The organism is Pseudodesulfovibrio piezophilus C1TLV30 (assembly GCF_000341895.1).
GTDB lineage: Bacteria > Desulfobacterota > Desulfovibrionia > Desulfovibrionales > Desulfovibrionaceae > Pseudodesulfovibrio > Pseudodesulfovibrio piezophilus.
In genome coordinates this window covers 2600349-2624559 of sequence record NC_020409.1, presented here as the reverse complement: position 1 = coordinate 2624559, position 24211 = coordinate 2600349, and the positions used below count along the sequence as shown (strand labels likewise).

The window sequence follows — 24211 nt, the reverse complement described above, 5'->3', positions numbered from 1 at the left end:
GCCAATATGCAGTAAATTATGCGCTAGTCAATGAGAACATTCATTCTTTATATAAAATGAGATTATTTTCTGACAACTCGATCCTGAGGCATCTCACGGATTCTCACTATCGGGAAAATCTCCCGGCGACCTTGGGAGAATCTCCCGCATTTGTCAAGTTGTTTTTCGATATCAGGCAACAACAGGACAACAGAAAAGGGATGCGGACTGCTCACGCATCCCGCATCCCTGTTTGTTTTTTGGATTTATCGTTTATTGCATGTATTTCAAAAAAGGACTCTTGGGAGTCAGAATGAACCGGGAATTATTCCCAAAGCCTTTTCGATATGCATCAAGGCTTCGCATAAACGCATAGAACTCAGGAGATTGCCCCAAAGCGTCAGCATAAATCTTCGTCGCCTCGGCATCCCCTTCGCCTCGTACAATCTCGGCCTGCTTATTGGCATCGGCCAAAATAATGGAGCGTTCCTTGTCAGCCGTGGCAATAATCTTGGCAGAAGCCTCGCGTCCTTCCGAGCGATATTGCTTGGCCTGACGTTCACGCTCTGCTTTCATGCGGCCGAAAATAGCGCGAGCATTCTCGGCAGGCAGGTCTGTCCGCTTGATCCGGACATCAATGATATCGATTCCATAGGGCTTAAGAAGCTCCTCGGACCGTCTTGTCACTGCATCCATGATCTCTTGGCGCTTGTGGGAAACAACTTCTATAAGAGTGTATCGTCCGAGGGCAACCCGCAATTGCGAACGGACGATATCGTCCAAACGGGCCTGAGCACCCTGGATGGTGCGCACCTTGGTATAGAAGGTCAAAGGATCGACAATCCGCCATTTGCTGTATGAATCAACATTCATGTACTTCTTGTCGGTGGTGGTGATCTCTTCGGGTTTGGCATCAAAATCAAGAATACGGGCATCAAAGTAGACCACATTCTGAATCAGGGGCAACTTGAAATGAAGCCCCGGTCCAAGCTCCTTGTCGCCGACTGGACGGCCAAGCTGGATCACGATGGCCTTTTCCGTTTCTTCGACGGTAAAGGCGGACTGAGTCAATGCGAAGGCACCGAGAACGACGCCAATGATGAGTGCTAAAGTTGTCGCTTTCATTTTACACCTGCCCTAATTCTTTTCCCGAGGAGCAGCAGCCTTGGGCAGCTTGTCCAACGGCAGGTAGGGAACGGATTTCTTGAGGGCATCGTCGGACATGACGAGCTTTTCGACTTCCGGATTCTCCAGAATGGTTTCCATGGTCTCCAGATAGAGGCGCTCTCGGGTAATCTTCTTGGCCTTGCTGTATTCCTTGAGCACAGCGAGGAAACGAGATGCATCACCTTGAGCTTTACGAACCTTGGACTCCTGGTATGCCTGAGCCGCATTGATGATACGAGAAGCTTCACCTCTGGCCTTGGGCAGAATATCTCGCTGATAAGCTTCAGCTTCATTGATAAAGCGGCTCTTGTCCTCGCGGGCACTGGCCACATCCTTGAAAGCGTCTACCACCTGTTCAGGCGGATGCACATTCTGCATTTGGACAGCGACGATACTGATACCCGTCTTGTAGGACTCGAGTATCCGTTGCATCAAGTCACGAGTCTGCACCTGGATTTCCATCTTGCCTGTAGTCAGGGCGTCGTCAATCTTGCCATTACCGATAACCTCGCGCATGGCGGCTTCACCTGCGTGGACTATGGTTTTTGTCGGATCATAGACATTGAAGAGGTAATCCTTGGCATCCTTGATCTGATACTGAACGATAAACTGAACGGAGACGATATTTTCGTCGCCGGTGAGCATCAGAGCCTCTTCAGGCACTTCTCGACTGGCACCTTGTTGAAAATTCTGCACCCTGGCCCGCCCGGAAGAACGGAAACCAAATTCGATACGTCTGATCTGCGTCACTTTCGGAGTAAGGACGCTCTCCACAGGATACGGGATGTGATAATTCGGTCCCGCGGTGGTGATGCGGTTGAATTGGCCGAACTGTTTAACCACACCCACCTCGTCCGGCTCTACGATGTAGAAACCGGATGCTATCCAGAGGAGAAGGATAATCGGTACGATGAATTTCCAGCCCGGCAGCTTGAACTGCTTGAACTTATCAAACTGATTCTGGAAATCGTCGAAACTCGGTGGCTTGCCACCGGGTCGCCCCTGTTGTTGCTTTTGTAATTTTTCCCAATCCCAATTCATAATGAGACAGAAATAGGCTGTCTGGAAGAAGAGGTCAAGACAACTTGGTGAAAAGTATTGAAAGTACCCATGGTCATGTCCGATTTTCAAAAAAAGCCCTCTCCCCGATCATACTGCAGGTCTTCCTGCGCCCTGAACGGAAAAAAGACGACTTTCATGACAGAAAGACCCCATTCAGTCCTTTTGGTGGCTTGAATTGTCCGCAAGAGACAGGCAAACTCTCTTCATGAAAGACATCAAACCCCATATTTTTCGTGCATATGACATCCGAGGTATCGTGGATCAGGATTTTGACGCTGAATGGGTCACGGTTTTGGGACGCGCATGCGGGACCTATTTCAAAGAACAGGGATGGTCCCGTGCCATTCTCGGTCACGACTGTCGGGCAAGTTCTCCCGAATATCAGCAGGCCATGGCCCATGGTCTGGCCCAAACAGGTGTTGACGTCCTCTGCCTGAACCAGGTCTCCACACCGGTTTTCTATTTCGCAGCCAAACATCTGAACTACCAGGCGGGAGTCATGATCACGGCCAGCCATAATCCAAGTGAATATAATGGGTTCAAGGTCTGGGGAGGAGCTTCCACCATTTATGGCAAAGAAGTCACCGCCATATATGACATCATGAAAGCAGGAAACTTTCCCTCAGGTTCGGGACTGATCTCCTTCCACGACATCCTGCCCACCTACAAGGCTGACCTGCTCGGCCGATGTTCCCTCTCCTCGCAACGAGGGCGCCCGGTCAAGGTGGTGGTGGACGGTGGCAACGGTGCTGCCGGAGACCTGACTGCCGATATCCTGGAAACCGCCGGAGCTGAGGTCATCCGCCTCTACTGTGAACCGGACGGTTCTTTCCCCAATCATCATCCTGACCCGGTGGTGGAAGAATATGTTGAAGACCTCAAGGCCAAAGTGGTTGAAGAGGGTGCGGATGTCGGGATCGGTCTGGATGGGGATGGAGACCGCATCGGCGCGGTGGATGAAAAAGGTAGCCTGATGTTCGGCGATCAGTTGCTCGCCATCTATGCCCGAGACCTGCTCAAGACAGTCCCCGGCGCGGGCGTTGTGGCCGACGTCAAATGCTCCACCCTGCTTTTCAAAGATATCGAGAACCATGGCGGAACCTGTGAAATGTGTATAACCGGGCACTCCATCGTCAAAAGCAGGATGATTGAAACCGGCGCAGCCATCGGTGGAGAAATGTCCGGTCATATGTTTTTTTTCCATGGTTATCATGGATTTGACGATGCCACATACGGCGCACTCAAGCTCATGGAGATCCTGAGCCGGTCAACCACTCCCCTCTCTGAATATCTCGCGGACTGGCCCACCACCTTCACGACCCCGGAAATCCGCATGGACTGCCCAGAAGACATCAAGTTTCAGGTCGTTGCCAAGGCTCAGGCTCATTTCAAAAAAGACCACAAAGTCATCGACATGGATGGCGCACGGGTCGAATTCGGTGACGGGTGGGGTTTGGTCCGTGCTTCCAATACACAAGGAGCCCTTGTCCTCCGCTTTGAAGCGGAATCAGCGTCACGGCTCACCGAAATACAGACATTCATGGAAACTCCCATCCGATCATGGATCAAGGAGTTCGGAGGATAGCAGTGGACTTTATACAGCTGTATAGAGGACTTTTCCGACGATTCCGCTCCTTTGTTCTGGGCCGCGATGTGGAAATTGTCGGTCACTGCCTATTTTGTGGGAAATGCTGCCATGATATCCTGCTCAAAGATGGCCACTGGCTTAAAAAGATGCGCGATTTTGAAAAGCTCTGCGCCCGCGAACCTGAACATAAACGTTTTATTCCCACTGGCAGGGGCGACCTTGGCCATCTTGTTTTTCGCTGTTCGATGCAAGGGGATGACGGATTATGCGTCTGTTATGAAAACAGGCTTCCTTTATGTAGAAATTATCCGTCCGAATCTATATATTATAAAGGCGGCTGGATTCGGCCAGACTGCGGATTTCGATTCAAGTCCACGACCTTCCGAGATATTCTCATGCGACGAAGGCAGTTACGAATGCCAAAATTCTCAGATGTGCTCAAACAGGAAATCAAACAGGCCGACAAATAGAACACCATGAAGAAACTCATTTTCATCCTCATCGCGGCACTGATCACAGGCGGAGGCGTCTGGTATTTTACGGACTCCGGCGGCAAAGGCCGGATCAAGGTGCTCAAGACAACCAAGGTCGCCCGCGCCGATGTCTCCAAGATTCTGGAGTCCACCGGCATAGTCAAGGCTCAGGTCGGCGCACAGGTCAAGATCGGAGCACAGGCTACCGGCGTGTTGGAATCGGTGCCGGTGAAGGTCGGCGACCTTGTCAGAAAGGGAGACCTGATAGCCCAGATAGATGCCAGGGAACTCCGAGCACGTATGGAAGAAGCCACTGCAAATCTTCGCCTTCAGGAAGCAAAACTCGAATACATGGAAAAGAATCTACCTCGTAAACGTTCTCTTGTCCGGCAGAAACTTGAAGCACAGGACTCCCTCGACGTCGCCTATCAGGATGCCGAGATGGCCCGCCATGGCGTGGATGCCGCTCGTGCCAAGCTTGAGACGCTCAAGGTCCAACTTTCCTATACAAAAATATTCTCTCCCATTGACGGCGTTGTCTCACAGGTTGCGGCCCAGGAAGGGGAAACCGTTGTTTCAGGCCTGTCCGTGTCCAATCTGATCACGGTGCTCGACCCTTCCCGCCTCGAAATGTGGATATATATCGACGAAACCGATATTGGTCGTGTCGCAACAGGACTGCCTGTTCATTACACTGTCGACGCCTACAGGGACAAGATATTCGAGGGAACGGTCAGTCGCATCTACCCGGAGCCTGAAATCCGGGATAACATCGTCTATTACCGTGCTTTAGTGACCATTTCCAAAGAGCAGGCTCAGTCTCTGCGCCCGGAAATGACCACCCAATGCAAGATCATCGTCGAGACGAAAAAGAACGTCATGGCCGTCCCGAACACGGCCCTCAAGTGGGTCTCCGACCGGCAGGTTGTCTTCGTCGTTGACGACCCGGAAACCAGCCCACGGGAAGTTCAGCCTGAATTTGGCCTTATCGGCCTGGAATACAGCGAAATAGCCTCCGGCCTCAAGGAAGGAGAAATCGTGGCGACCCAACTCGTCCTGCCCGGTTCCAAGGTCAAGAGTAAAGGAAACTAACGTGCTTTCCCATGCCTCCAGCTCCCACCATCTCAACCGGAATAGGTGACCATGACTTCGGCCATTCATCTGACAGATATCACCAAAACCTTTGCACAGGTTGCCGAGAAAAAAAACGGTGAAGAGCACCCCGGAATTACTGTTCTCAAAGGTATCACCCTGAACATAGAAAAGGGCGAGTTTGTCGCGCTTCAGGGGACATCCGGTTCTGGCAAATCCACCCTGCTCCATATCATAGGGCTGCTCGACAGGCCCACTTCCGGCGTCTACAAGCTGCTCGGGCACGATGCCTCGTCGCTGGATGACGACCGGCAATCCGATCTGCGCAACAACTCACTGGGGTTCATTTTCCAATCATTTTACCTGATTCCCTATGCCACGGCATTGGAAAATGTCATTCTTCCCGGCCTCTACTCCGGAAAGCCCAACGGGGAAATTCAACAACGGGCCAAATCACTCCTGGAACAGGTCGGCCTCGCAGACCGCATGGATTTTCGTCCGTCACGACTTTCCGGTGGGCAGCAACAACGCGTGGCCATGGCACGAGCCATGCTCAACGAGCCTGACATCATCCTTGCCGATGAACCAACCGGACAGTTGGACTCGAATACGTCCACTGAGATCATGAAACTTTTCCATTCCGTGCACGATGCCGGGCGAACCATTGTCCTGGTGACCCATGATGAGGAAGTTGCCAAGGAAGCGGGACGCGTCATCAAGCTCCATGACGGAGAAATAGCAGAAGACGTACGCGGCATGAAAAAATAAGCAGCGCTCATCAGCACCCTGTCAACGACATTTCCACACCCTCAATATTCCACCGGGGAGTATCGGCCAAACGAGGAAGGGAGAATCAGAAAAGGCATCATGACACCACGATTGTTAGCACGAATTACCAACATGGGGCTGGGTGCTGTCTGGGCATTCAAGCTCCGCTCCCTGTTTGTCGTCCTTGGCGTTGCCTTTGGTATTGCCAGCCTGACCCTGATTATCACGGCTGTGGACGGGGCTAATAGAAAAGCAATGGAAATGGTGGAAATTTTCGGCCCTGATGCAGCCCTGGTCTTTGGCGGAAACTTCATGAAGCGCGCGGTGGGCATGCGCACCCTGACTCTGAGCAGGGAGGATGCCCAACGGGTTCAGGATTCACTGCCGGGAGCCTATCAGGTGCTCCCCATGCGGGCCAAAAGTGGCCAGACGGTAAAATATGGTAACAAGAATTATCAGGATGTCCGAATCATCGGTGCGACCAATGATTATTCCAAAGCATGGAACTGGCCCCTGGCAGAAGGACGAGATATTTCCCCTGAAGATGAACGCATCGGTGCCAAGATTGCGCTCCTGGGGCACAAGCCCTCTGTGGAACTTTTCGGTCAGGAATCCCCCGTGGGGAAGGTCATCTATATTAACAATGTTCCCTTCCAGGTGGTTGGGACATTGTCATACCGGGGTTTTTCAGGCGGAGGAGGGGGCGATATCGACAACAGAATCATCATCCCGCTCTCCACGCTCATGCAACGATACAATCTTGACCGTAAATATTTCAGAGCTCTCAGGGTCAAATTTTATGAACCGGACTACATGCCCGCACACATGGAAAATCTTCGTTCACTTCTCCGACACCAGCACAATCTGAAAGACGGAGAAGACGATGATTTTACCATCCTGACCGCAGACGAAGTTCTCAAATTCATGGCCATGTTCAAGGGAGGACTGAGCATTTTTCTGGGAGTGACCGCAACCATAGCCATGTTGGTAGGCGGATTCGTGCTGGCGAATCTTTTTTCCATTTCCGTCTCGGAGCGGGCAGAGGAGATCGGATTGAAGAAGGCTCTCGGCGCGCATAAATCTGCCATCATGATACAATTTCTCATAGAGGCATGCGCCCTGACTCTGATAGGGGGTGTGCTCGGCCTGTTTCTCGGACTCGGACTGGGGCAGTTCCTTACTCGGCTCGACATTCTGACTATCCAGTTTTCATGGAAGGCTTTTTTCATGGCCCTGGCCGGATCACAAGGGGTGGGCTTGATCTTTGGTCTGAAACCGGCCAAACAGGCGGCAGATCTCGATCCTATTCAGGCCCTACGCGGTGACGGATAGCATGCAAACCGAAGCCACTGAGCCTCTTCGCTGAAACACTCTTGATTCCCGGCTCTAGAACGCATTGCAACCATGCGGGCTTGCATGATATCCACCGGCGCGGTAGGTTTATCCAATCCGGAGATTCAACACGGACACGAGGACCCCCATGAGACTTTCAATACCCAAAGTACATGCCAACAATCCGAAGGAAAAGATCATCCGCACCATTGCGATGCTCCTTGTCTTCGCTGCCGTTATCTGGGCATTCACCAAGAATAATGAGCGTGTAGTGGACATGATCAATCAACAATCATCCATCTACGACGAAACAAAGACCCTGGATAAGGAGCAGAAGAAATTCATTCTCTCCTTCACGCGCACTCTCAAGGACGAATTCGGTCTGGAATGCAAGATTCAGATCTATGGCGGGGATTTCGTGGTCCCAGAACTGGATAGAAAAACCATGTACATAGGTCTTGCTCCCAGTATAAATGAAGTTCAGCTCCGATTTCCGGGCCTTATGAGACAGGCTCTGGGAGCAGACTTTATCGAACAGATCAGGACAGAACACTTCCTGCCCTCTTTTGAATACAATGACTGGCCGGAGGAAATCAAAATTGTTCTTCTCACCATTTTTGACCGACTCTCCCAGGTAAACCAAGGAACTACCCCCAGTGAATAACAAAGTGACGATCTACACCGACGGCTCATGCCTCGGCAATCCCGGTCCCGGAGGCTATGGAGCCATTCTCATTTATGGAGAATACAAAGGCGACAAGGCTGACAACTACAAGGAACTGGCCCAGGGATACAAGGAAACGACCAATAACCGGATGGAACTCCGTGCGGTTATTGTTGCGTTGGAGGCGCTCTCACGCCAATGTGAAGTCGAATTGTGGACTGATTCGAAATATGTTCAGCAGGCCATCACAAAAGGCTGGCTCAAGAACTGGCTCAAAAACGGCTGGAAAACCGCTGCCAAGAAGCCTGTCAAAAATCAGGACCTCTGGCGACAACTTATCCCCCTCATCGAAAAACAGGACGTAACCTTCAAATGGGTGAAGGGTCACTCCGGCCAACTGCTCAATGAACGGGTGGACGATCTGGCCCGTGGCGCAGCAAGTGGTCCAGGATTACTGGAAGACAAGGAACTGTAGACGTGTCATCCTGACTTTCGAACCAATCGAATCTTCGAACACAAGACATTCTTTCCCCCGAATCCAAGAGGTCTCATCCAGTCCGATGTAGCAGAAAACCCCTTTTCATGCCGAATCGGCTGGATACCTCTTATCTTCTTTCTGTCATCCAGATCAGATCATATCCTTGTCCTATTGAAAGACCGACTCCTTGAGCCTGCATTGCAAAATGAAGGAAAGGTCTTCTCAAAAGCCTCCCTGACACAATCTCTTTGATACCCCGATCTTTTTCTTGGACACGAGACCGGAACACATCACACCACACTCTTTCATTGCACATATGTGCAAAAAACGAGTGTCCATTGTTGCACTTTGCACAAAGCAAGCCCCTCTATAATCTATTGTATTTCTCATACCACACTGAAAATACACTCTTTTATGTTTTGGCATGGCTCATGCTAATAGAATTTCATGCACGATGTAGTCACAGTCACTCTAGTCATCCTGATCGCCGCGTTGTTGCGGCGATCCCTCCTCACCGACCCGGACGCCTCCCCTGGCGTCCGGGCAGGTGGAATAAAGAGCGGCGATATGACCCTGGCACCGATCTTTGTCAAAACGGACAACCCCCAGTCCTCCAGAAGATCAGAGCCGCGACGATAGGGTCTTAAGCATATACCATACCTCCCCTAAAGTAAGAATGCACACCTAACCAAAACCTTTAACCCTCCTCAACAGTTGACCCAGACCGAAAAAGGCCGCGAAAGCGGCCTTTTTCCCGTTTGAGGAAGGAGCTTTCCCTCACTCCATGCAAAGAGTCACCTACCTTCTCCGCCAACACAAAAAAGGGGACCGCTAAGCGATCCCCTGATGAAGTGCACAAGCCACTCTTTCAGACCCCGTCCAAATCATTTCATCTTCTACTGCAAAAAAAACATGGCAGGGACTCTATGAATTCATCCATTCCCTGCCTTGAACGGTTTCGACACCACGGGACAAAGCTCTGTTTTTCAACAGCCAGAGGGCCGCTATGCGACCCTCTTACCATGACACCCATGTGCCGAAATGTGGAAGGACACGCGCTCAGAAGTTCCTAAGCATCCTTCGCCTTGGCTTCCCTGATGGTTGCCTCACCAACGGCCAACGAGCGAGCATGGCGCTGACGCACCAACTCGACCAGGCGTACGTCCTCCGCAGAGTAGACGACGCGCTCGACACCATTGTTCCTGATTACAAGTTCAAACATTTTCTCATCCCTTTTGACTATAGAATAGTATCATCCGATCCCGTTTTGGCGATCGAAATATCAGAGACCACCGGCTGGTTCACCCGCGCACCGAAATCGGCGGAAACAACCTTGGCCTTTGCAGCAGCCCCTTCCTTGGTCATGACGACGACGCCCTCAAGAATGGCCCCGTTTTCCACGACCAATGTCGGCGCACTCAGGGAACCATTAAGGACAGATGTCTTTTCAAGCACAGCCCGTTCCGCGACGACCACTTCGCCATCAATCCGGCCACAGGAAGTGAGTCGGCCAACCTTGACCGATCCGGTGATAAACGCCTTGCGACCGAGAATAAGGTCTCCATCGGTTGCAATCTCACCTTCGAAGCGTCCGTCGATACGAACCGTCCCGACAAAATCGAGCTTTCCACAATACTCGGTTCCAACGCCCAGGAAGGCGTTCAGCTCGGTGTTGTCACTGTCTTTTTTATTGAACAGTCCCATTTTCCATACCTCACAAAAATAAAAGGTGACGGTGAAATCCGTCGCCCGGAACCAGCCATATCGGAGCAAGCAGGCTTCTCCTATACCCTCAGCGTTGCCTAAATGCCACTTTTTTTTGCAGGACATTTACTTCCATGAATGATTCTCCTTCCAAACCAGAGAGCCAACCGACAGGCAACGAGAAGTGCCGGGCCGTATCTGGCAGGCACCCTTTGAACAAATATCCTTGTCCTGCTTGACGACCTGCCCCTCCTCTCATACTTTCTCTCCCATGAAACGAAGCGAAATCAATGCACTCATCCGCGATGCCAAGGCGTTCTACGAATCATTTCAATTCAAGCTTCCCCGCTGGGCTTTCTGGTCGCCCCAAGACTGGAAAGGCAAAGGTGAAACCGAAGTTGTCCACAATCAACTGGGATGGGATCTGACCGACTACGGTGCAGGAGAATTCGAGAAAAAAGGTTTGATTCTCTTTACCATCCGCAATGGGAACCTCGCCTCGGGTCATCCGAAAACATATGCCGAAAAAATCATGATCGTCCGCGAGAGCCAGATATGCCCCATGCATTTCCACTGGTCCAAGACCGAAGATATCATCAATCGCGGTGGTGGGAATCTCGTCATAGAATTATACGGCTCCACACCCGATGAAGAACTCAGCACGGAACCGATGACTGTCATGATCGACGGTATGCCACGGACAGTGGCCCCCGGCGGGACCGTGACCCTCGAACCCGGCGAATCCATCTTTCTCGAACAAGGCATGTACCATCGATTTTATGGAGAAGCCGGCAAGGGGAAAGTACTTGTGGGAGAGGTCTCCTCAGTCAATGATGACAACGCCGACAACCGTTTTCACGAACCCCAGGCACGCTTTCCCCGTATTGAGGAAGACGAACAACCCCTGCATCTGTTGTGTACAGATTACCCTGACTATATTTAAATGGGAAGAGACCTCCCGGCCCGATTCCCTCCATTTCCGACTCCCCAATAATGAAAAAAGGAAACGGCCTGAAGAGTCTCTTTTCAGGCCGTTTCCTTTATGAAAATATTGAACCGATGTTTAGTCCAGGTCGCGATCACTCAGCCCTATCAGATACAGAATCGAATCCAAACCAAGAGTGGAAATAGACTGCCGAGCGCCTTTCTTGACCTTTGGTTTGGCATGAAAAGCAATCCCAAGACCGGCAAGGTTGAGCATCGGCAGATCATTGGCTCCATCACCCACGGCTATGACCTGTTGCAGGGAAATACATTCCTCGGCGGCAATCTGTTGCAGCAACTCTGCTTTCTTGTCCGCATCCACAATATCTCCGACAGCCTTGCCCGTCAGTTTGCCGTCTTTGATTTCCAACTCATTGGCATAGACATAATCAAGACCGAGCTTCTCCTTGAGAATATTACCGAAATACGTGAATCCGCCGGAAAGGATGGCGATGGTGTAGCCAAGGTTTTTGAGGGTCGAAATAAGTTTTTCCGCTCCCTCTGTCAGGGGCAGACGATCAGCCACCACCTGAAGGACGGATTCATCCAACCCATTGAGCAGGGAAAGCCGCTTTCTGAGGCTTTGCTTGAAGTCCAGTTCCCCGCGCATTGCCGCTTCCGTAATGGCGGCAACTTGCTCGCCCACGCCTGCTTCCTTTGCCAATTCATCAATCACTTCAGCCTGAATCAGGGTCGAGTCCATATCAAAAGCTACGAGACGGCGGTTGCGACGGAAGACATTGTCTTCCTGAAAAGCGATGTCGGCCATTAATTCAGCTGAAATATCGAGGAACCTTGATCGAATGGCGGCAATATCTGGTGGCGTACCACGGACCGTGAATTCCACGCAGGCCCGAGAGCATTCATAATCGCTGCAATCAAGTGGCACACGACCGGATAAGCGGTGGATGGTATCGATATTGAGTCCGGCCTCGCTGACCACATTGGTGATGGCCGCAATCTGTTTGGATGAGATGGACCGGGCCAGCAGCGTAATGATATGCCGTTGTTTGTCCGCAGCTTCAACCCAAGTGGCATACTCGCTTTCCGCCAGGGGGTGCAATTTCATGGTCACGCCCATTTCATGCGCCCTGAAAAGCAGATCCTTGAGAACTGGCTGGGAATCCGACGGGAGTCGGATAAGGATGCCGAGGGTGAGAAAATTGTGAATGACCACCTGACCGATATCAAGAACATCGATTTCGAATTCCGCCAGAACCTGAGCTAATTCGGCAGTCAGGCCGGGCCGGTCACCGCCGGTCACATGCACCAATATGATCTTTTCCATGAAACTGTCTCCCTTGCGAAGTGCATGCGGACTTTCGCACAAAATGCGACGATCGTAAATGTGACGATGCTCGGGGCGACAATTCAGTTAAGCCAACGGGAAATATACGCCTTGGTATCGAATTTCCTCCGGCAGCCATTGGAATTCATGTACCGGACAGAGCCATAGATGGGGCGAGTCTGCCAGGGACGATCATGCAACCCGGCCACGGACCAGAGGGCACCGACATATCCGTTGGGATCACGCCCGTCGAGCTGATAGCGATCATTGAGTGTTACGACTGTGGCATGAGCTGACTCCGGGTCCGGGGACCATTCGAGAATCTTCTTTGCCCAGAACATGCGCATATAACCATGCATAAACCCTGACCTGAGAAGCTGGGTCTGGGCTGCGTTCCAAAGCGGAGAATGCGTCCGGGCTGCCTCGAATTCCTCATGGGAATAAAGAAAAGGCCGGGGATCGGATCGGTGCTCATCCAGCGTTTTCAATGCCCAGTTCGGTGCGCCATGCAAGGAATCGTAGCGGATGTTGTACAGGCAAAAATTATCGGATAGTTCTCGCCGGACAATCACCTCTTCAAGGTAGACGGCCTGTCCTTCGCCCTTGCCTGACCCGGCCACGGCCAAGGCGGCCCTCTGCGGAGCAAGGTGACCGAAATGAAAAAAGGCGGAAAGTCGTGAAGTGGCTTCCGCGACCGGATCATTGCGTCGCTCGGCATACCCATGCAACCCATGATCGACAAAGGCGGAAAGTGCTGCATGGGCTGCACTCTCACCGGGTACAAGCGCCACAGGGGAAACCGTTTCATCCATCCGCAGGGAAGATCGAAGAGAATGCCAATCCACTGGATCAGCTGGTGAGGCGGAACAGACTAAAGGTTCAAGACGCGGGAAATCCTCTAGAAATTCAGAAGAAAGACGATGAATCTTCGGTCTGAGCGTTCGGGCGGCATACTCCTGCTTGTCTGAAACCGATCGGGCTGGGACCACATTGTGCCCATCGACTTCAATGAGCGGGACACGGAGTGTTGAAGCAACTTCCTTCTGCCACCCCTGCTTGATGCGGAGAGGGTCGAAATCCGTCACCACAGCGCCGACTCCCTTTTCAAGAACGCAGCGGATGACTTCCTCTTCCGGGTCTCCGAGACGAAGCAGAAAGGCGATCCCCAGAGCCGCAAGATCGTTTTCAACTTCAGCCAAACCGTTCAGCATGAAATCGTCCTGCCGCAACGTCGCCCCGAGAAAACCCGGCACAAGACAGAAAAGGACAATCAAGGGACGGTCCTCTCCCGCCAACTCCCGAGCGTGGAGCAGTCCCCAATTGTCCTGGACCCGTTGCTCCCGGCTCATCCAGTAAAGTATGGGGCCAGCGCTCATATCGGCATCATTCAGACGGTGGATTCTCGCTTCATGTATCTTCATATTTTCTGGTTCCTATCAGAGAGAAGGGAAAAATGACAAGAGCAAGACAAACACTCTTTTCACGCTCACCTTGTGAAGAAAGCACACACCGGGTATGGTTCATGCCAGTAATGAAAACAAAAATCGTAATCTGGTGAAAACATGAACAGACCCGACGACTCATCCGAAACATACAGCGCGTCCGGCAGTACAATTCCTTCGGAAGAGGAACGTCTACGCCGTGTGCAGGAACGTATCGAGGAAAAGCTCCACGATTACGAAGGCTACGACTTCTCCCTGCAACAGGTCCAGGCGCTCAATATCTTCTTCGAACTGGCTCAAGAGCTTCGCGGAAGGGACATGTTCTACGCGGTCTGCATGATGATACCCCGTGTCCTTTTCGGACTGGAATCGAATATATACATTCTGGAAGATGAAGAAACATTCGTGCTGGCAGGATGTTCCGGCGACAGGTGTGACATGGAACCGACTCGACCATGGGGAAAAAATCTGAGCAAGGAAGTTGTTCAGGATGGAGACAGTCTCTTCATCCCTATCCATTGCAACCCTGAATTCACGGACTTGCTTCCCTTTGAACCGCCCCATGACATCATCGGCTGTTTCGAGATGCATCCCTGCGATACCTTGCCGGAGCATGTGCTGCTTTTTCTGGAAAAATACGTCAACAGGATCGGATTCCAGCTGCATCATCGCATCATCCGCTCACGAAACCGGGAACACCTCCAGTTCATCAAATCCATGGTGGAAGACATCGGTCATAACGTCATTGTCCCCAACATGTATTTCAAACTCTATTTCAACCGTCTCAAACGGCAGATCGAAACCCTGCATGTCAATACTGAAAAAGTTCTGTCCATGATGGTGGAATGCAACTCTGACGAATGCGTGGAACAAGGAAATCTGCTGGCCACAACCACGGCGGCCATCGAATCCCAATATCAGGAAATATATCGGCATTATGAAACCACATCGATGTTCCTGGAAACTCTCTTGCGACGACGGCATTTCGAGGAAGGCCGATACGTGCTCGTCAAGCGGGAGGTCAACCTGCGCACCAATGTACTGGAACCCCAACTCGAACGATATCGGCAACGCTTTCATGAGCGGGGCATTGAAGTGGGGTTTGCACTGGGAGGCGCACCAGACCAGATGATCCTGCTTGTCATGGACCCCGGACTTATCGCACAGGTCTACGCCAACTATTTCTCCAATGCAGTCAAATATACCACTGAAGCCACTCTGCCGGACGGACGCACTGGAAAATCTGTTTCCTATGGCTGGAAAATTCTCAAGGACCATTACGGAGAAGGCAAACCAGGCATCAAGATGTGGGTCACCTCAACGGGTGCCCCTCTGGACCTCAAGGACCCCATGGATGTCTTCAAACCCGGATTCAGGGCAGACAATGTCGCCAAGGAAAGCGGCTCGGGCCGGGGACTCTATTTTGTCCGCCAGGTTGTCGAATTGCACGGAGGCTCAGCCGAATATCGTGCCACGGAATATGGCAATGAATTCTCGTTCATTCTTCCTTTCGAACAGCACAGCGATCTCGAATAACCCTCCGCACACTCTTTCAACGGGAATGAGGAATGCCAAGAGGGAGAGACTCTTCACCCCTGACCAGCCTCATTCATGACTTTGTCCCGTCTGGCAATCAACCGACGGTAAAAAGATAAAAGCAGGCAGGTCACAGGAAGCGCTATCAACAGTCCGAGAAAACCAAGAAGCTTTCCCCATATGGACAGGGCGAGAATGATCATCCACGGCGAAAGCCCCAACCCCTCCCCCTGAATCCGGGGGATCAATACAATCTCCTGAAGCGCCTGAACAACGACAAAGACGAGAAGAACCAGCCCAATGCCAAGCCATGGAGAATCACCCGCCTCAAGGGAACTCAAACCGCCCAGAAGAACAGCCGGAGCAAGTCCAATGGTCCCGAGGTACGGGGCTATGTTCAAAATACCGATGAACAGACCGAGCACCAATGCCAGTGGCAAACCGATAATCAGGAACCCAATGGACAGGAGAACACCGACCAGGAGAGCGATGATGACCTGCCCTCGAAAATAATGGCTCATAGTCTGTTTGAACTCTTCGAGAAAATCCGTGGCGTCCTGGCGATAGCCCTTGGGTAAGTAGTTCTGCCACTGTTTTTGAATAGTCCCGAAATCTCCAAGCAAAAAAACAAGGTACAGGAGGATAACGCCAAGACTGAGAATCCCGGTGAAAAGGCTTGCCGTGCCGCGAAGCACTCCCGTGATGCCCGGCATGACCTTAAGCGCCACCCCCTTGGCAATAGCCAATGCCCCACTGCTGGTAAAAAAATCCTGAATATCCCGATCCGCAGCAAAATTCTTGACCCATACCCAGAGGTCGGGCGGCAAAGAGGTGCGAACCCGTTCGGCAAATTCCTGATTGGAAACCAGTTCCTGCAAGACAGAACCCATATGCGCAATTTCCGATGTCATCATCGGCACCACGACCCAGATAATGCCGACGAAGAATCCGATGGAGCCAAGCACAGTCACCACAACTGCCACGCCTCGACTGCCAACCTTTTTCTCTATGGCGCTTGTGACCGGATTCAGCAGGTAGGCCATGAGCAAGGCGGAAACAAAAGGGACCAGAACAGTGGCCAGATATTCCAAACTCCAGATCAGGCAAATCACAAACCCGGCAGAGAGTACCATGCGTACAACGCGGTCCAAAGTGTATGGTTTGTTCGGGTCAAGCATCAGGATTCCTTTATTATCGCATGTTTTTGAATCAGTAACAGATGGCATAGCATACTTCAACAAGACCTCTTTTACCATCTCCCTGCGGCAGTTTCTGTCTCGTTACCACTTGCAAGTACGCTGTCTCCATGGCACTAGAGGATGGTCATGACACCATCACTCCCACACCTCTTTTTCCGATTTCTCCGCCTGGGGCTGACAGCTTTCGGCGGTCCGGCCATGGTTCCTTATATACGGACAATGGCGGTGGAACGCGAGCAATGGTTATCTGAAAAAAGTTTCCGCCTCGGAATGTCTGTAGCCCAGGTGATTCCCGGTGCCACAGCCATGCAGATGGCTGCCTATGTGGGACTTCGCAGCCGAGGCGGTCCCGGCGCTCTCGCAGCCTATACCGCATTTGGCCTGCCAGCCTTCATGCTGATGCTGGTCCTGACCATGGTTTACAGCTCTTCCCGCGACCTCCCCCTGGTCATGGCCGCATTCAGCGGTTTGCAACTCGTCGTGGTGGCCATGATCCTTCACGCTGCCATCAATTTTTCCCGGCTGTATCTGGATTCGCTCCCCAGCAAGCTACTCGCCTGCATGGCCGGAATCTGGCTCGGTCTGAAAGGCAATCCCATATTGGCCCTGCTCGTCGTGTGCGGTCTTGCGCTTTTCATCATCAAGGAAGACTCTCCACAGATTTCGCAGTCTGAGGCACCCAGACAAGAAGGACGCCCTCTCTTTTCCGCCGCAGTCTTTCTCGCGCTGTTCCTCCTCTTTCTCGGGATTCTACACCTGACCACACCACTGGGCTCGGCACTGGCACTGCTGATGACAAAAGTCGACTGCTTCGCCTTTGGCGGTGGCTATGTCTCCATTCCGATCATGCTGCATGAGGTCGTTGAGGTACACGGTTGGCTGACCGGCCCCGAATTCATGGATGGCATTGCCCTTGGCCAGGTGACGCCCGGTCCCATTGTCATGACGGGAGCCTTTGTCGGCTATCTGGTCGCCGGAGTTTTCGGGGCCACCCTCGCCACCATCGCCGTTTTCACACCTTCACTCATCTTCATCTGCGCGGCGACCCCCTTTGCGGACAAACTCAGTTCCTCCTCCCTGGCACTTCGGGCACTCAAGGGGAGTCTCATTTCCCTGGTGGGGTTAATGGCTGCCGTGGCCGCCCGTTTCGGCATGGCAGTGGACTGGAGTCCTGCACACCTGACAGTCGCCCTCGGCGCATTCATCGCCTTGCGACTCGGTATCGATCTGCTTTGGGTTGTCGTAGTAGGAGCAGTGCTCAGCGCCTGCATTCTCTAATGCCCCACTTGTGCCACTATTTGCATATATACGTGCAATCAATGTGATAAATTCCGTGCATCACAGACCCCAATAAAAATAAATATCTCATAAAACGAACCCCTTGCATCTTGGCACTCCCTTTGCTTTAAAAGAGACAAAAGGCCATGTCACTGATTCCGAGGAGGTTGTACATGAAAAAATTTGTTCCGATTCTCCTGAGCCTCATGCTCATGAGCGCATGTCAGGCCAATAGAGCCCAAAACAGTGCCATGCTTGGCTCCCTGGTCGGCGCCTCGGCAGGAGCCTTGACATTCAAGAACAAAATTTCCGGTGCCGCCATCGGCGCTGGAGCCGGGATGCTCGCCGGATACATCATCGGCAATGAAATGGATAAATACGATGAGCAACAAGTCTCCCAGGTGCTGGAAACCACTCCATCAGGCCGGGAAACCATATGGGTCAACCCAGACACACACACCCGGTACAAGGCAACGCCCAAACCGCCCCGCCGGGAAAAGAACGGACGAATAGTCCGGGATATAACCCTGCAAGGTAGGATGCCGAACGGAAAGAAGGAGACAATCCACGCCCATGCATACCGAAGCCCCAATGGAACGTGGCATTTGATCCAATAATCCTGCCGTACAATCCTTCACATGTCTTCCATTTCCCTCTCCCACAAAAACATGCCGCCCCAACCTTCTCTGGAAGGTTGGGGCGGCTTCGGATTTTCAGAATCTCCGATTTTCATCGAAGAGGAAGCATAGGGTTATTTATCGTTTGTCTCGACGTACCAGCCGCTGGATTTGGTCAGCAACTCCTGGACACGACCAACAAGAGCGTGGGGATCGGTAAGATATCCTTCCAGCAGCAGCGCGGATTCGAAGAGTTGATTGGCCGCCTGATCAATGAAGGGATCGTTTGCATCTCGTTCATAGATAGTCAGCATGTTCCGGACCAAGGCATGATCAGGGTTGATCTCAAGAACCTTCTTGGGGATGGAGGTATCCTTGGAAACCACACGCATGATCTTGTCCATGGAACTGGTCACGTTCCCATCAGGATTGGCGAGGCAGACCGGTGAACTGGAAAGTCTTTGCGACGCTTTGACTTCGGTCACGGCATCGCCCAGCACGTCCTTGATACGGACAAGCAACTTGTCGAGAGTTGACTTTTGGTCATCGGACAGACCTTCGGGTTTCTCTTCCTTTTCAAGGGTCTCGAACTTGTCGAGAGTCTCCATTTCAGCGTGCTCGGCAGAGACCAGAGTCAGGCCTTCGTAGTCACGCAGGGAGTCCATGACGAACTCATCGATGGGTTCGTAAAGATAGAGGACTTCGATCCCTTTCTTTCGGAAGACTTCGAGATATGGAGACAGGCCGAGAGCTTCACGACTGGGACCAAAGGCATAATAAATCTCTTTCTGATCTTCCTTGGCGCGCGCAATATAGTCGGCAAAGGATGTCAGCCCCTTGGCATCCTCATTGAATGAAGAATTGAAACGAACCAGTTTGCCGAACTTGTCCTTGTTCAGGAAGTCCATATATCCGGCCTTGAACAGATTGCCATGGGCCTGCCAGAATTCGACGTACCGATCTTCGTTATCCTTGGCCATCTTTTCAAGGTTGCCGAGCACTTGCTTGACCAATGTGGAGCTGATCTTGCGAATCAGCAGGTTATCCTGAAGTGTCTCGCGTGAGATATTCAAGGGCAGGTCTTCGGTATCGACCACCCCTTTGACAAAGCCCAGATATTCAGGGAGCAGGTCCTTGTTCTGCTTTTCGATGAGGACACGGCGCACGTAGAGATCAAGCCCACGATTCTCCCGCCCCATGCCAAACGGATCATCCCCGGATTTGGGAGTGAACATCAGCGCGTTGAACTGGACCGGCGCATCAACTGAAGTATGCAGGGTATCGAACGGCTCGTCCGAATCAAAGGTCAGGAATTTGTAGAACTCGGCATACTGTTCCTCCGTGATCTGGAACTTGGGTTCACGCCACAGAGCAGTGACCGTGTTGACCTGTTCCTCCCCGACGAAAATGGGGAAATTGATAAAATTGGAATGTTTGTTGACAATATTCTTGAGAGCAGCATCATTGGCAAACTGCGAGACCATGTCTTCATTGAGCTTGACTTCGATCCGAGTTCCGCGCGGCAGGTTCTCGACGGATTCCGGGTCCAATTCCTGAAGCTTGTAGTCGGTCCGACCATCCGAGACCCAACTGATAGGAACAGCGTCCGGCTCAATGGAACGGGTCGTGACAGTCACTTCACTGGCGACCATGTAAACGGAATAGAAGCCGACGCCGAAGCGGCCAATGAGGGCATCGAGAGAATCCGCGCCTTCCTGGGCCATACGGGTCAGTTCAGCCGTTCCGGAATGGGCGATGGTGCCAATATTACGCATCAGCTCATCGCGTGTCATGCCAACACCGGTATCCGTAATGGTGATTGTTCCGGCATCCTTATCAGATGAAATCCGTATCTCGGGCGCGATCTCATCTTCCACACCATCGGCCGTGGATTTGAAACGGACCTTTTCCAGGGCATCAGATGCATTTGAAATCAGCTCGCGCAGAAAAATTTCTTTGTTGGTGTAGAGCGAGTGGACCAGGATGTCGAGAAGCTGGCTGACTTCAGCCTTGAATTTGTGGGTGGTTTTTTTGCCCATCTGTTCCTCCGTAGCGGTCCCCTTGAAAGCTTTTGTCTCGTTCGGCCGTCCCAAAGGACATCATCGAACGCCCCAGACATTCAAGGAACCGGAATTCGGTTTATACACAGTGTCTCATAGTGCGACAGTCCCCGTCGCCCACGCCTGGCAAGGCACGGTCGGCGGGGCATTTTTACGAAAAACAGGTCAGCAGGGTCCTCCCCTGCGCCTCGCGGTTAAGTAGCTACGGATTTGATCTTGTCAAGGAGGTATTTCTCCATTTCCCGTCGATCCTTGCGCAGTCGGATCATCTCGGCCTCCATGATCTTGAGCTTTTCCTTGAGCACTTGATTCTCTGTTTTCAAGGCTTCTGTCTCGACCACCTGAGCCGAGATACGCAAGGCGGCCTCTTCCAATCCTTCCCGGACATCCGTGACATCGGCGGACTGATTCCCGCTTTCCAGCACTGAACGGATACCCTCACCAACGGACTTGGCTATTTCCAGCCCGATGGCAGCAGCCATCTTCATGGCAGGCTCCAGAGCGGGGCCGGTCATCGGCACGGTGGCAACCATGCTGTCCTGGGGCATGGCATCGGCCTGAAGCGGATAGGACTGAGAAAGTTGGTCCATGACATCGCGGGCGGTATGCCCTTCCTTGAGAAGACGGGAAATGGTGGAAAAAACTTCGATGGCTTCGGGTTTGAACCGTTTCTGCCGTCCACGGCCAACGCTGGGCAGATGTTGAGCAAACCGGTTCTTCCAATAGTGGACTGTCGACTCCGGCAACTCCAGCTCACGTGCTATTTCGGCCACGGAAAGCACTTTTTTGCTCGTCATCCTTCGTACCCCTCCTGAAAGCTGTCACACTTTGTTGGTTTTCATTGGAGTACAAAATTTTAGCGATCATCTCAAGAAATAAATGAAGTTATTCTACTGATTTAAATAAAAAAAGAGGGACGATTCCATAACATGCTTAATATTCATGATTTTTTCTAGACTTTTCAGACAAGCAAAAATAGACTTTATCAGTCAATGTGGTGTCAAATATCGATCAGTTTTATCTATTTGTAAAATCCAGAGCATCTATATTAATGATGCATGGTCCGTCCTGTGAATCATCCCCGGACGCATGGAGAGATATGTTGAAAGTCGTTTCTTCCAAGCCTTTGTATATCGTGCTGAGGGTTCTTTTGGGTGGAGTATTCGTCTATGCCGGTATTCTCAAGCTCGCTGATCCAGCGGCTTTTGCACAGGCTATCGACGGATATGGGCTGGTCTCATGGCGGATGGCCAACCTTATCTCCAGAAGTCTGCCGGTACTGGAAATCCTTTCCGGGATCGGTCTGATTTTCGATGTACGAGGTTCTTTGGGGATGATTGTCGCACAGTTGTTGGGGTTCATGGGCGTCCTTGCCTACGGAATCCACATGGGATTGGACGTGGACTGCGGCTGCTTCGGTCCGTCAGACCCCGGTGCCGGGGCGCATGGCGGACTCTGGGGCACTCTCGTCCGGGACATGTTCATGTTTGCAGCATGTCTGATCATCTTTTGGCAGCGGCGTGTTGCAGGGTATTTTCCACGACCGCTCTTCAGATTCAATCCATTCAAAACCACGGAGTGATCCCCATGAAAAAACTTTGTCTTACCATTCTCGCCTGTGCAGTGCTGCTGGGAGGCTGTCTCGGGGCCGAAGACAAATTTGCCCGCGAAGTGACCAAGGAAGCCGAAGCCGTCAAATTGGCCAAAGAAACCGTCCGCGGTGGATATGAGCTGATAACGGTCACGGAACTGAAGGCGCTGATGGACAAGAATACCGATATGACCATTATCGACACCATGCCATATGAAGCCAGCTATCAAAAAGGCCATATCCCCGGTGCACTGCAATTCCTTTTCCCCATCAAGCCCATGGAGACCTGGGACACCAACGAAACCGCAGGCAAGAGCCAAGAGGATTTTCTCCGTATGCTCGGCCCTGACAAGGATAAACTTCTCGTTATCTATTGTGGATTCGTCAAATGCGGCCGTTCTGACAACGGCGCAGCCTGGGCAAAGAAACTCGGCTACACCAATGTTCAACGCCTTCCCGGTGGCATTTTTGCCTGGAGAGGGGCTGAGTACCCCGTTGAATCAGGCAGTTAGCCCTTCATCAATCAACACCAACAGGGCCGGAAGCAGACAGCTCCCGGCCCTGTTTCTTTGTATGAACCCCGCTCCTCACGCACTCCGCACTGTCGTCAGCGGCACAGACTCAACACTCTTCGCCCAAAGAAATCAGAAGACAGCAACCGCACCGGGAACACGCGAAAAAGAGCGGTATGATTCACTCCCAGGAAGATTCTCTCTCTCGTAAACGTCAAGGGAACACCAGCAACAACAAAGCCCCCCGAGATCATCTCCCGAGGGGCTTTCAAATGTCTTGGAAGATTGATTAGATCACATCTTCGGGCTTCACGGCATCAATGCCAAGCGCCTCACCAACTGCGGGGCAGGTCAACGTCCCCTGGTAGGTATTCAGGCCAAGGGCCAGACCCGGATCGTCCTTCAATGCCGCGACACCCTTAGCTGCCAAACGCATGGCGTACGGGGTCGTCTGATTGACGAGGGCAAAGGTCGAGGTACGGGGAACCGCGCCGGGCATGTTTGCCACGCCGTAGTGGACTACGCCATCAATGACATAGGTCGGGTTGTCATGGGTTGTTGCCTTGGTGGTCTCGATGCAACCGCCCTGATCCACGGCGACGTCCACGATGACAGAACCTTCCTTCATCAGCGACAGCATATCGCGCGTGATCAACTTGGGAGCCTTGGCTCCAGGCAGAAGCACGCCACCGATGACAAGATCAGCCTTTTGAACCATCTGACGAATATTCGGCTCAGTTGACATCATGGTGGTGATGCGGCCCTGAAAAACATCATCCAGATACTGCAAACGCTGGTGGGAAAGATCAAGAATGGTCACGCGAGCGCCCATACCCATGGCCATGCGTGCCGCGTTGGTCCCAACGACACCACCGCCCAAAACCAGAACCTCGGCAGGCATGACACCGGGAACGCCACCCAACAGGATACCGCGACCGCCCTGGGTTTTCTCCAGATAATGCGCACCAACCTGAGTGGCCATACGACCGGCGACTTCAGACATGGGGGTCAGCAATGGCAGGGTTCTGTCAGGAGATTGAATGGTTTCATAGGCTATACCGGTCGTACCGGATTCCAAGAGCGCCTTGGTCAGCCCTTCTGCAGCAGCCAAATGCAGATAGGTAAAAAGGAGCAACCCTTCACGCAAGTACTTGAACTCGGACTCCAGCGGTTCTTTGACCTTGATGACCATTTCAGCGCCCCAGGCATCCTGAGCGGAAACCATTTTGGCACCGGCAGCGGTGTATTCCTCATCGGCCAACCCACTGCCGACTCCGGCACCGGCTTCAACCAGCACATCATTGCCCTGACGAATCAAGGATTCGACAGCCGCAGGCGTCATGGCGACGCGATTTTCCAACGTTTTGATTTCCTTCGGGATACCTATGATCATCTTC

Annotated in this window: 23 protein-coding genes; 13 read left to right on the top strand and 10 right to left on the bottom strand. The window is 52.2% G+C overall.

The window, feature by feature from the left end; genetic code table 11:
- Positions 1-252 precede the first annotated feature (252 nt).
- Both hflC and hflK read right to left on the bottom strand, forming a co-directional pair.
- Positions 253-1104: a protease modulator HflC gene (gene hflC, locus BN4_RS12330; RefSeq protein ID WP_015415736.1), complete on the bottom strand. Its 852-nt coding sequence runs from the start codon at positions 1102-1104 to the stop codon at positions 253-255.
- A 12-nt stretch (positions 1105-1116) separates the two neighbouring features.
- Positions 1117-2187 (bottom strand): FtsH protease activity modulator HflK, encoded by a 1071-nt coding sequence (hflK, locus tag BN4_RS12325; RefSeq protein ID WP_041721039.1) that lies wholly within the window; start codon positions 2185-2187, stop codon positions 1117-1119.
- 226 nt (positions 2188-2413) lie between these two features.
- Between hflK and BN4_RS12320 the strand changes: the two genes are divergently transcribed.
- The 7 genes from BN4_RS12320 to rnhA all read left to right on the top strand — a co-directional run bounded on the left by BN4_RS12320 (position 2414) and on the right by rnhA (position 8600).
- Positions 2414-3793 carry a phosphomannomutase/phosphoglucomutase gene (locus tag BN4_RS12320; protein ID WP_015415734.1) on the top strand — a complete coding sequence of 460 codons (1380 nt, stop codon included), beginning with the start codon at positions 2414-2416 and terminating at the stop codon, positions 3791-3793.
- 2 nt (positions 3794-3795) lie between these two features.
- Positions 3796-4266: a YkgJ family cysteine cluster protein gene (locus BN4_RS12315; protein ID WP_015415733.1), complete on the top strand. Its 471-nt coding sequence runs from the start codon at positions 3796-3798 to the stop codon at positions 4264-4266.
- 6 nt (positions 4267-4272) lie between these two features.
- Positions 4273-5361 (top strand): efflux RND transporter periplasmic adaptor subunit, encoded by a 1089-nt coding sequence (locus tag BN4_RS12310; RefSeq protein WP_015415732.1) that lies wholly within the window; start codon positions 4273-4275, stop codon positions 5359-5361.
- Between the two features lie 51 nt (positions 5362-5412).
- Entirely contained in the window at positions 5413-6129 is a 717-nt protein-coding gene (locus BN4_RS12305; protein WP_015415731.1) for an ABC transporter ATP-binding protein, read from the top strand.
- Between the two features lie 99 nt (positions 6130-6228).
- Entirely contained in the window at positions 6229-7461 is a 1233-nt protein-coding gene (locus BN4_RS12300; protein WP_015415730.1) for an ABC transporter permease, read from the top strand.
- A 148-nt stretch (positions 7462-7609) separates the two neighbouring features.
- A complete protein-coding gene (locus BN4_RS12295) occupies positions 7610-8125 on the top strand; it encodes a hypothetical protein (RefSeq protein ID WP_015415729.1) in 516 nt (171 codons plus the stop codon).
- Positions 8118-8600: a ribonuclease HI gene (rnhA, locus tag BN4_RS12290; protein ID WP_015415728.1), complete on the top strand. Its 483-nt coding sequence runs from the start codon at positions 8118-8120 to the stop codon at positions 8598-8600. Before BN4_RS12295 ends, rnhA begins: the two co-directional genes overlap by 8 nt.
- 1072 nt (positions 8601-9672) lie before the next feature.
- On the opposite strand, the gene BN4_RS17940 is transcribed toward rnhA, so the two are convergent.
- Both BN4_RS17940 and BN4_RS12280 read right to left on the bottom strand, forming a co-directional pair.
- Positions 9673-9825: a hypothetical protein gene (locus tag BN4_RS17940; RefSeq protein WP_015415726.1), complete on the bottom strand. Its 153-nt coding sequence runs from the start codon at positions 9823-9825 to the stop codon at positions 9673-9675.
- A gap of 17 nt (positions 9826-9842) precedes the next feature.
- Complete coding sequence (locus BN4_RS12280; RefSeq protein ID WP_015415725.1) at positions 9843-10307, bottom strand: bactofilin family protein; 465 nt, start codon at positions 10305-10307, stop codon at positions 9843-9845.
- Between the two features lie 271 nt (positions 10308-10578).
- Here BN4_RS12280 and BN4_RS12275 point away from each other — a divergent pair, with 271 nt between their 5' ends.
- The gene (locus BN4_RS12275) at positions 10579-11250 is read left to right on the top strand and encodes a D-lyxose/D-mannose family sugar isomerase (protein WP_015415724.1); all 672 of its coding nucleotides are present in this window, start codon (positions 10579-10581) and stop codon (positions 11248-11250) included.
- Positions 11251-11370: 120 nt separating this feature from the next.
- On the opposite strand, the gene serB is transcribed toward BN4_RS12275, so the two are convergent.
- Together serB and BN4_RS12265 are read right to left on the bottom strand one after the other, a co-directional pair.
- Complete coding sequence (gene serB / locus BN4_RS12270) at positions 11371-12579, bottom strand: phosphoserine phosphatase SerB (protein WP_015415723.1); 1209 nt, start codon at positions 12577-12579, stop codon at positions 11371-11373.
- A gap of 83 nt (positions 12580-12662) precedes the next feature.
- Positions 12663-14000, bottom strand: coding sequence for a deoxyribodipyrimidine photo-lyase (locus BN4_RS12265; protein ID WP_015415722.1), 1338 nt, complete (start codon positions 13998-14000; stop codon positions 12663-12665).
- Between the two features lie 141 nt (positions 14001-14141).
- On the opposite strand from BN4_RS12265, the gene BN4_RS12260 reads away from it, so the two are divergent.
- Positions 14142-15557: a sensor histidine kinase gene (locus BN4_RS12260; RefSeq protein ID WP_015415721.1), complete on the top strand. Its 1416-nt coding sequence runs from the start codon at positions 14142-14144 to the stop codon at positions 15555-15557.
- 53 nt (positions 15558-15610) lie between these two features.
- Here the strand turns inward: BN4_RS12260 and BN4_RS12255 are convergent, their stop codons facing one another.
- Complete coding sequence (locus BN4_RS12255) at positions 15611-16783, bottom strand: AI-2E family transporter (RefSeq protein ID WP_231856535.1); 1173 nt, start codon at positions 16781-16783, stop codon at positions 15611-15613.
- Positions 16784-16882: 99 nt separating this feature from the next.
- On the opposite strand from BN4_RS12255, the gene chrA reads away from it, so the two are divergent.
- The gene (chrA, locus tag BN4_RS12250) at positions 16883-18034 is read left to right on the top strand and encodes a chromate efflux transporter (RefSeq protein WP_015415719.1); all 1152 of its coding nucleotides are present in this window, start codon (positions 16883-16885) and stop codon (positions 18032-18034) included.
- A 173-nt stretch (positions 18035-18207) separates the two neighbouring features.
- Positions 18208-18651, top strand: coding sequence for a glycine zipper domain-containing protein (locus tag BN4_RS12245; protein WP_015415718.1), 444 nt, complete (start codon positions 18208-18210; stop codon positions 18649-18651).
- Between the two features lie 134 nt (positions 18652-18785).
- Here the strand turns inward: BN4_RS12245 and htpG are convergent, their stop codons facing one another.
- Together htpG and BN4_RS12235 are read right to left on the bottom strand one after the other, a co-directional pair.
- Positions 18786-20690 carry a molecular chaperone HtpG gene (htpG, locus tag BN4_RS12240; RefSeq protein WP_015415717.1) on the bottom strand — a complete coding sequence of 635 codons (1905 nt, stop codon included), beginning with the start codon at positions 20688-20690 and terminating at the stop codon, positions 18786-18788.
- A 215-nt stretch (positions 20691-20905) separates the two neighbouring features.
- Complete coding sequence (locus BN4_RS12235) at positions 20906-21508, bottom strand: MerR family transcriptional regulator (RefSeq protein ID WP_015415716.1); 603 nt, start codon at positions 21506-21508, stop codon at positions 20906-20908.
- A gap of 302 nt (positions 21509-21810) precedes the next feature.
- Between BN4_RS12235 and BN4_RS12230 the strand changes: the two genes are divergently transcribed.
- Positions 21811-22293: a MauE/DoxX family redox-associated membrane protein gene (locus tag BN4_RS12230; protein ID WP_015415715.1), complete on the top strand. Its 483-nt coding sequence runs from the start codon at positions 21811-21813 to the stop codon at positions 22291-22293.
- A 5-nt stretch (positions 22294-22298) separates the two neighbouring features.
- The gene (locus BN4_RS12225; RefSeq protein ID WP_015415714.1) at positions 22299-22814 is read left to right on the top strand and encodes a rhodanese-like domain-containing protein; all 516 of its coding nucleotides are present in this window, start codon (positions 22299-22301) and stop codon (positions 22812-22814) included.
- 289 nt (positions 22815-23103) lie between these two features.
- Here the strand turns inward: BN4_RS12225 and ald are convergent, their stop codons facing one another.
- Positions 23104-24207, bottom strand: a complete 1104-nt coding sequence (gene ald / locus BN4_RS12220) for an alanine dehydrogenase (protein WP_015415713.1) — start codon at positions 24205-24207, stop codon at positions 23104-23106.
- Positions 24208-24211: the final 4 nt, after the last annotated feature.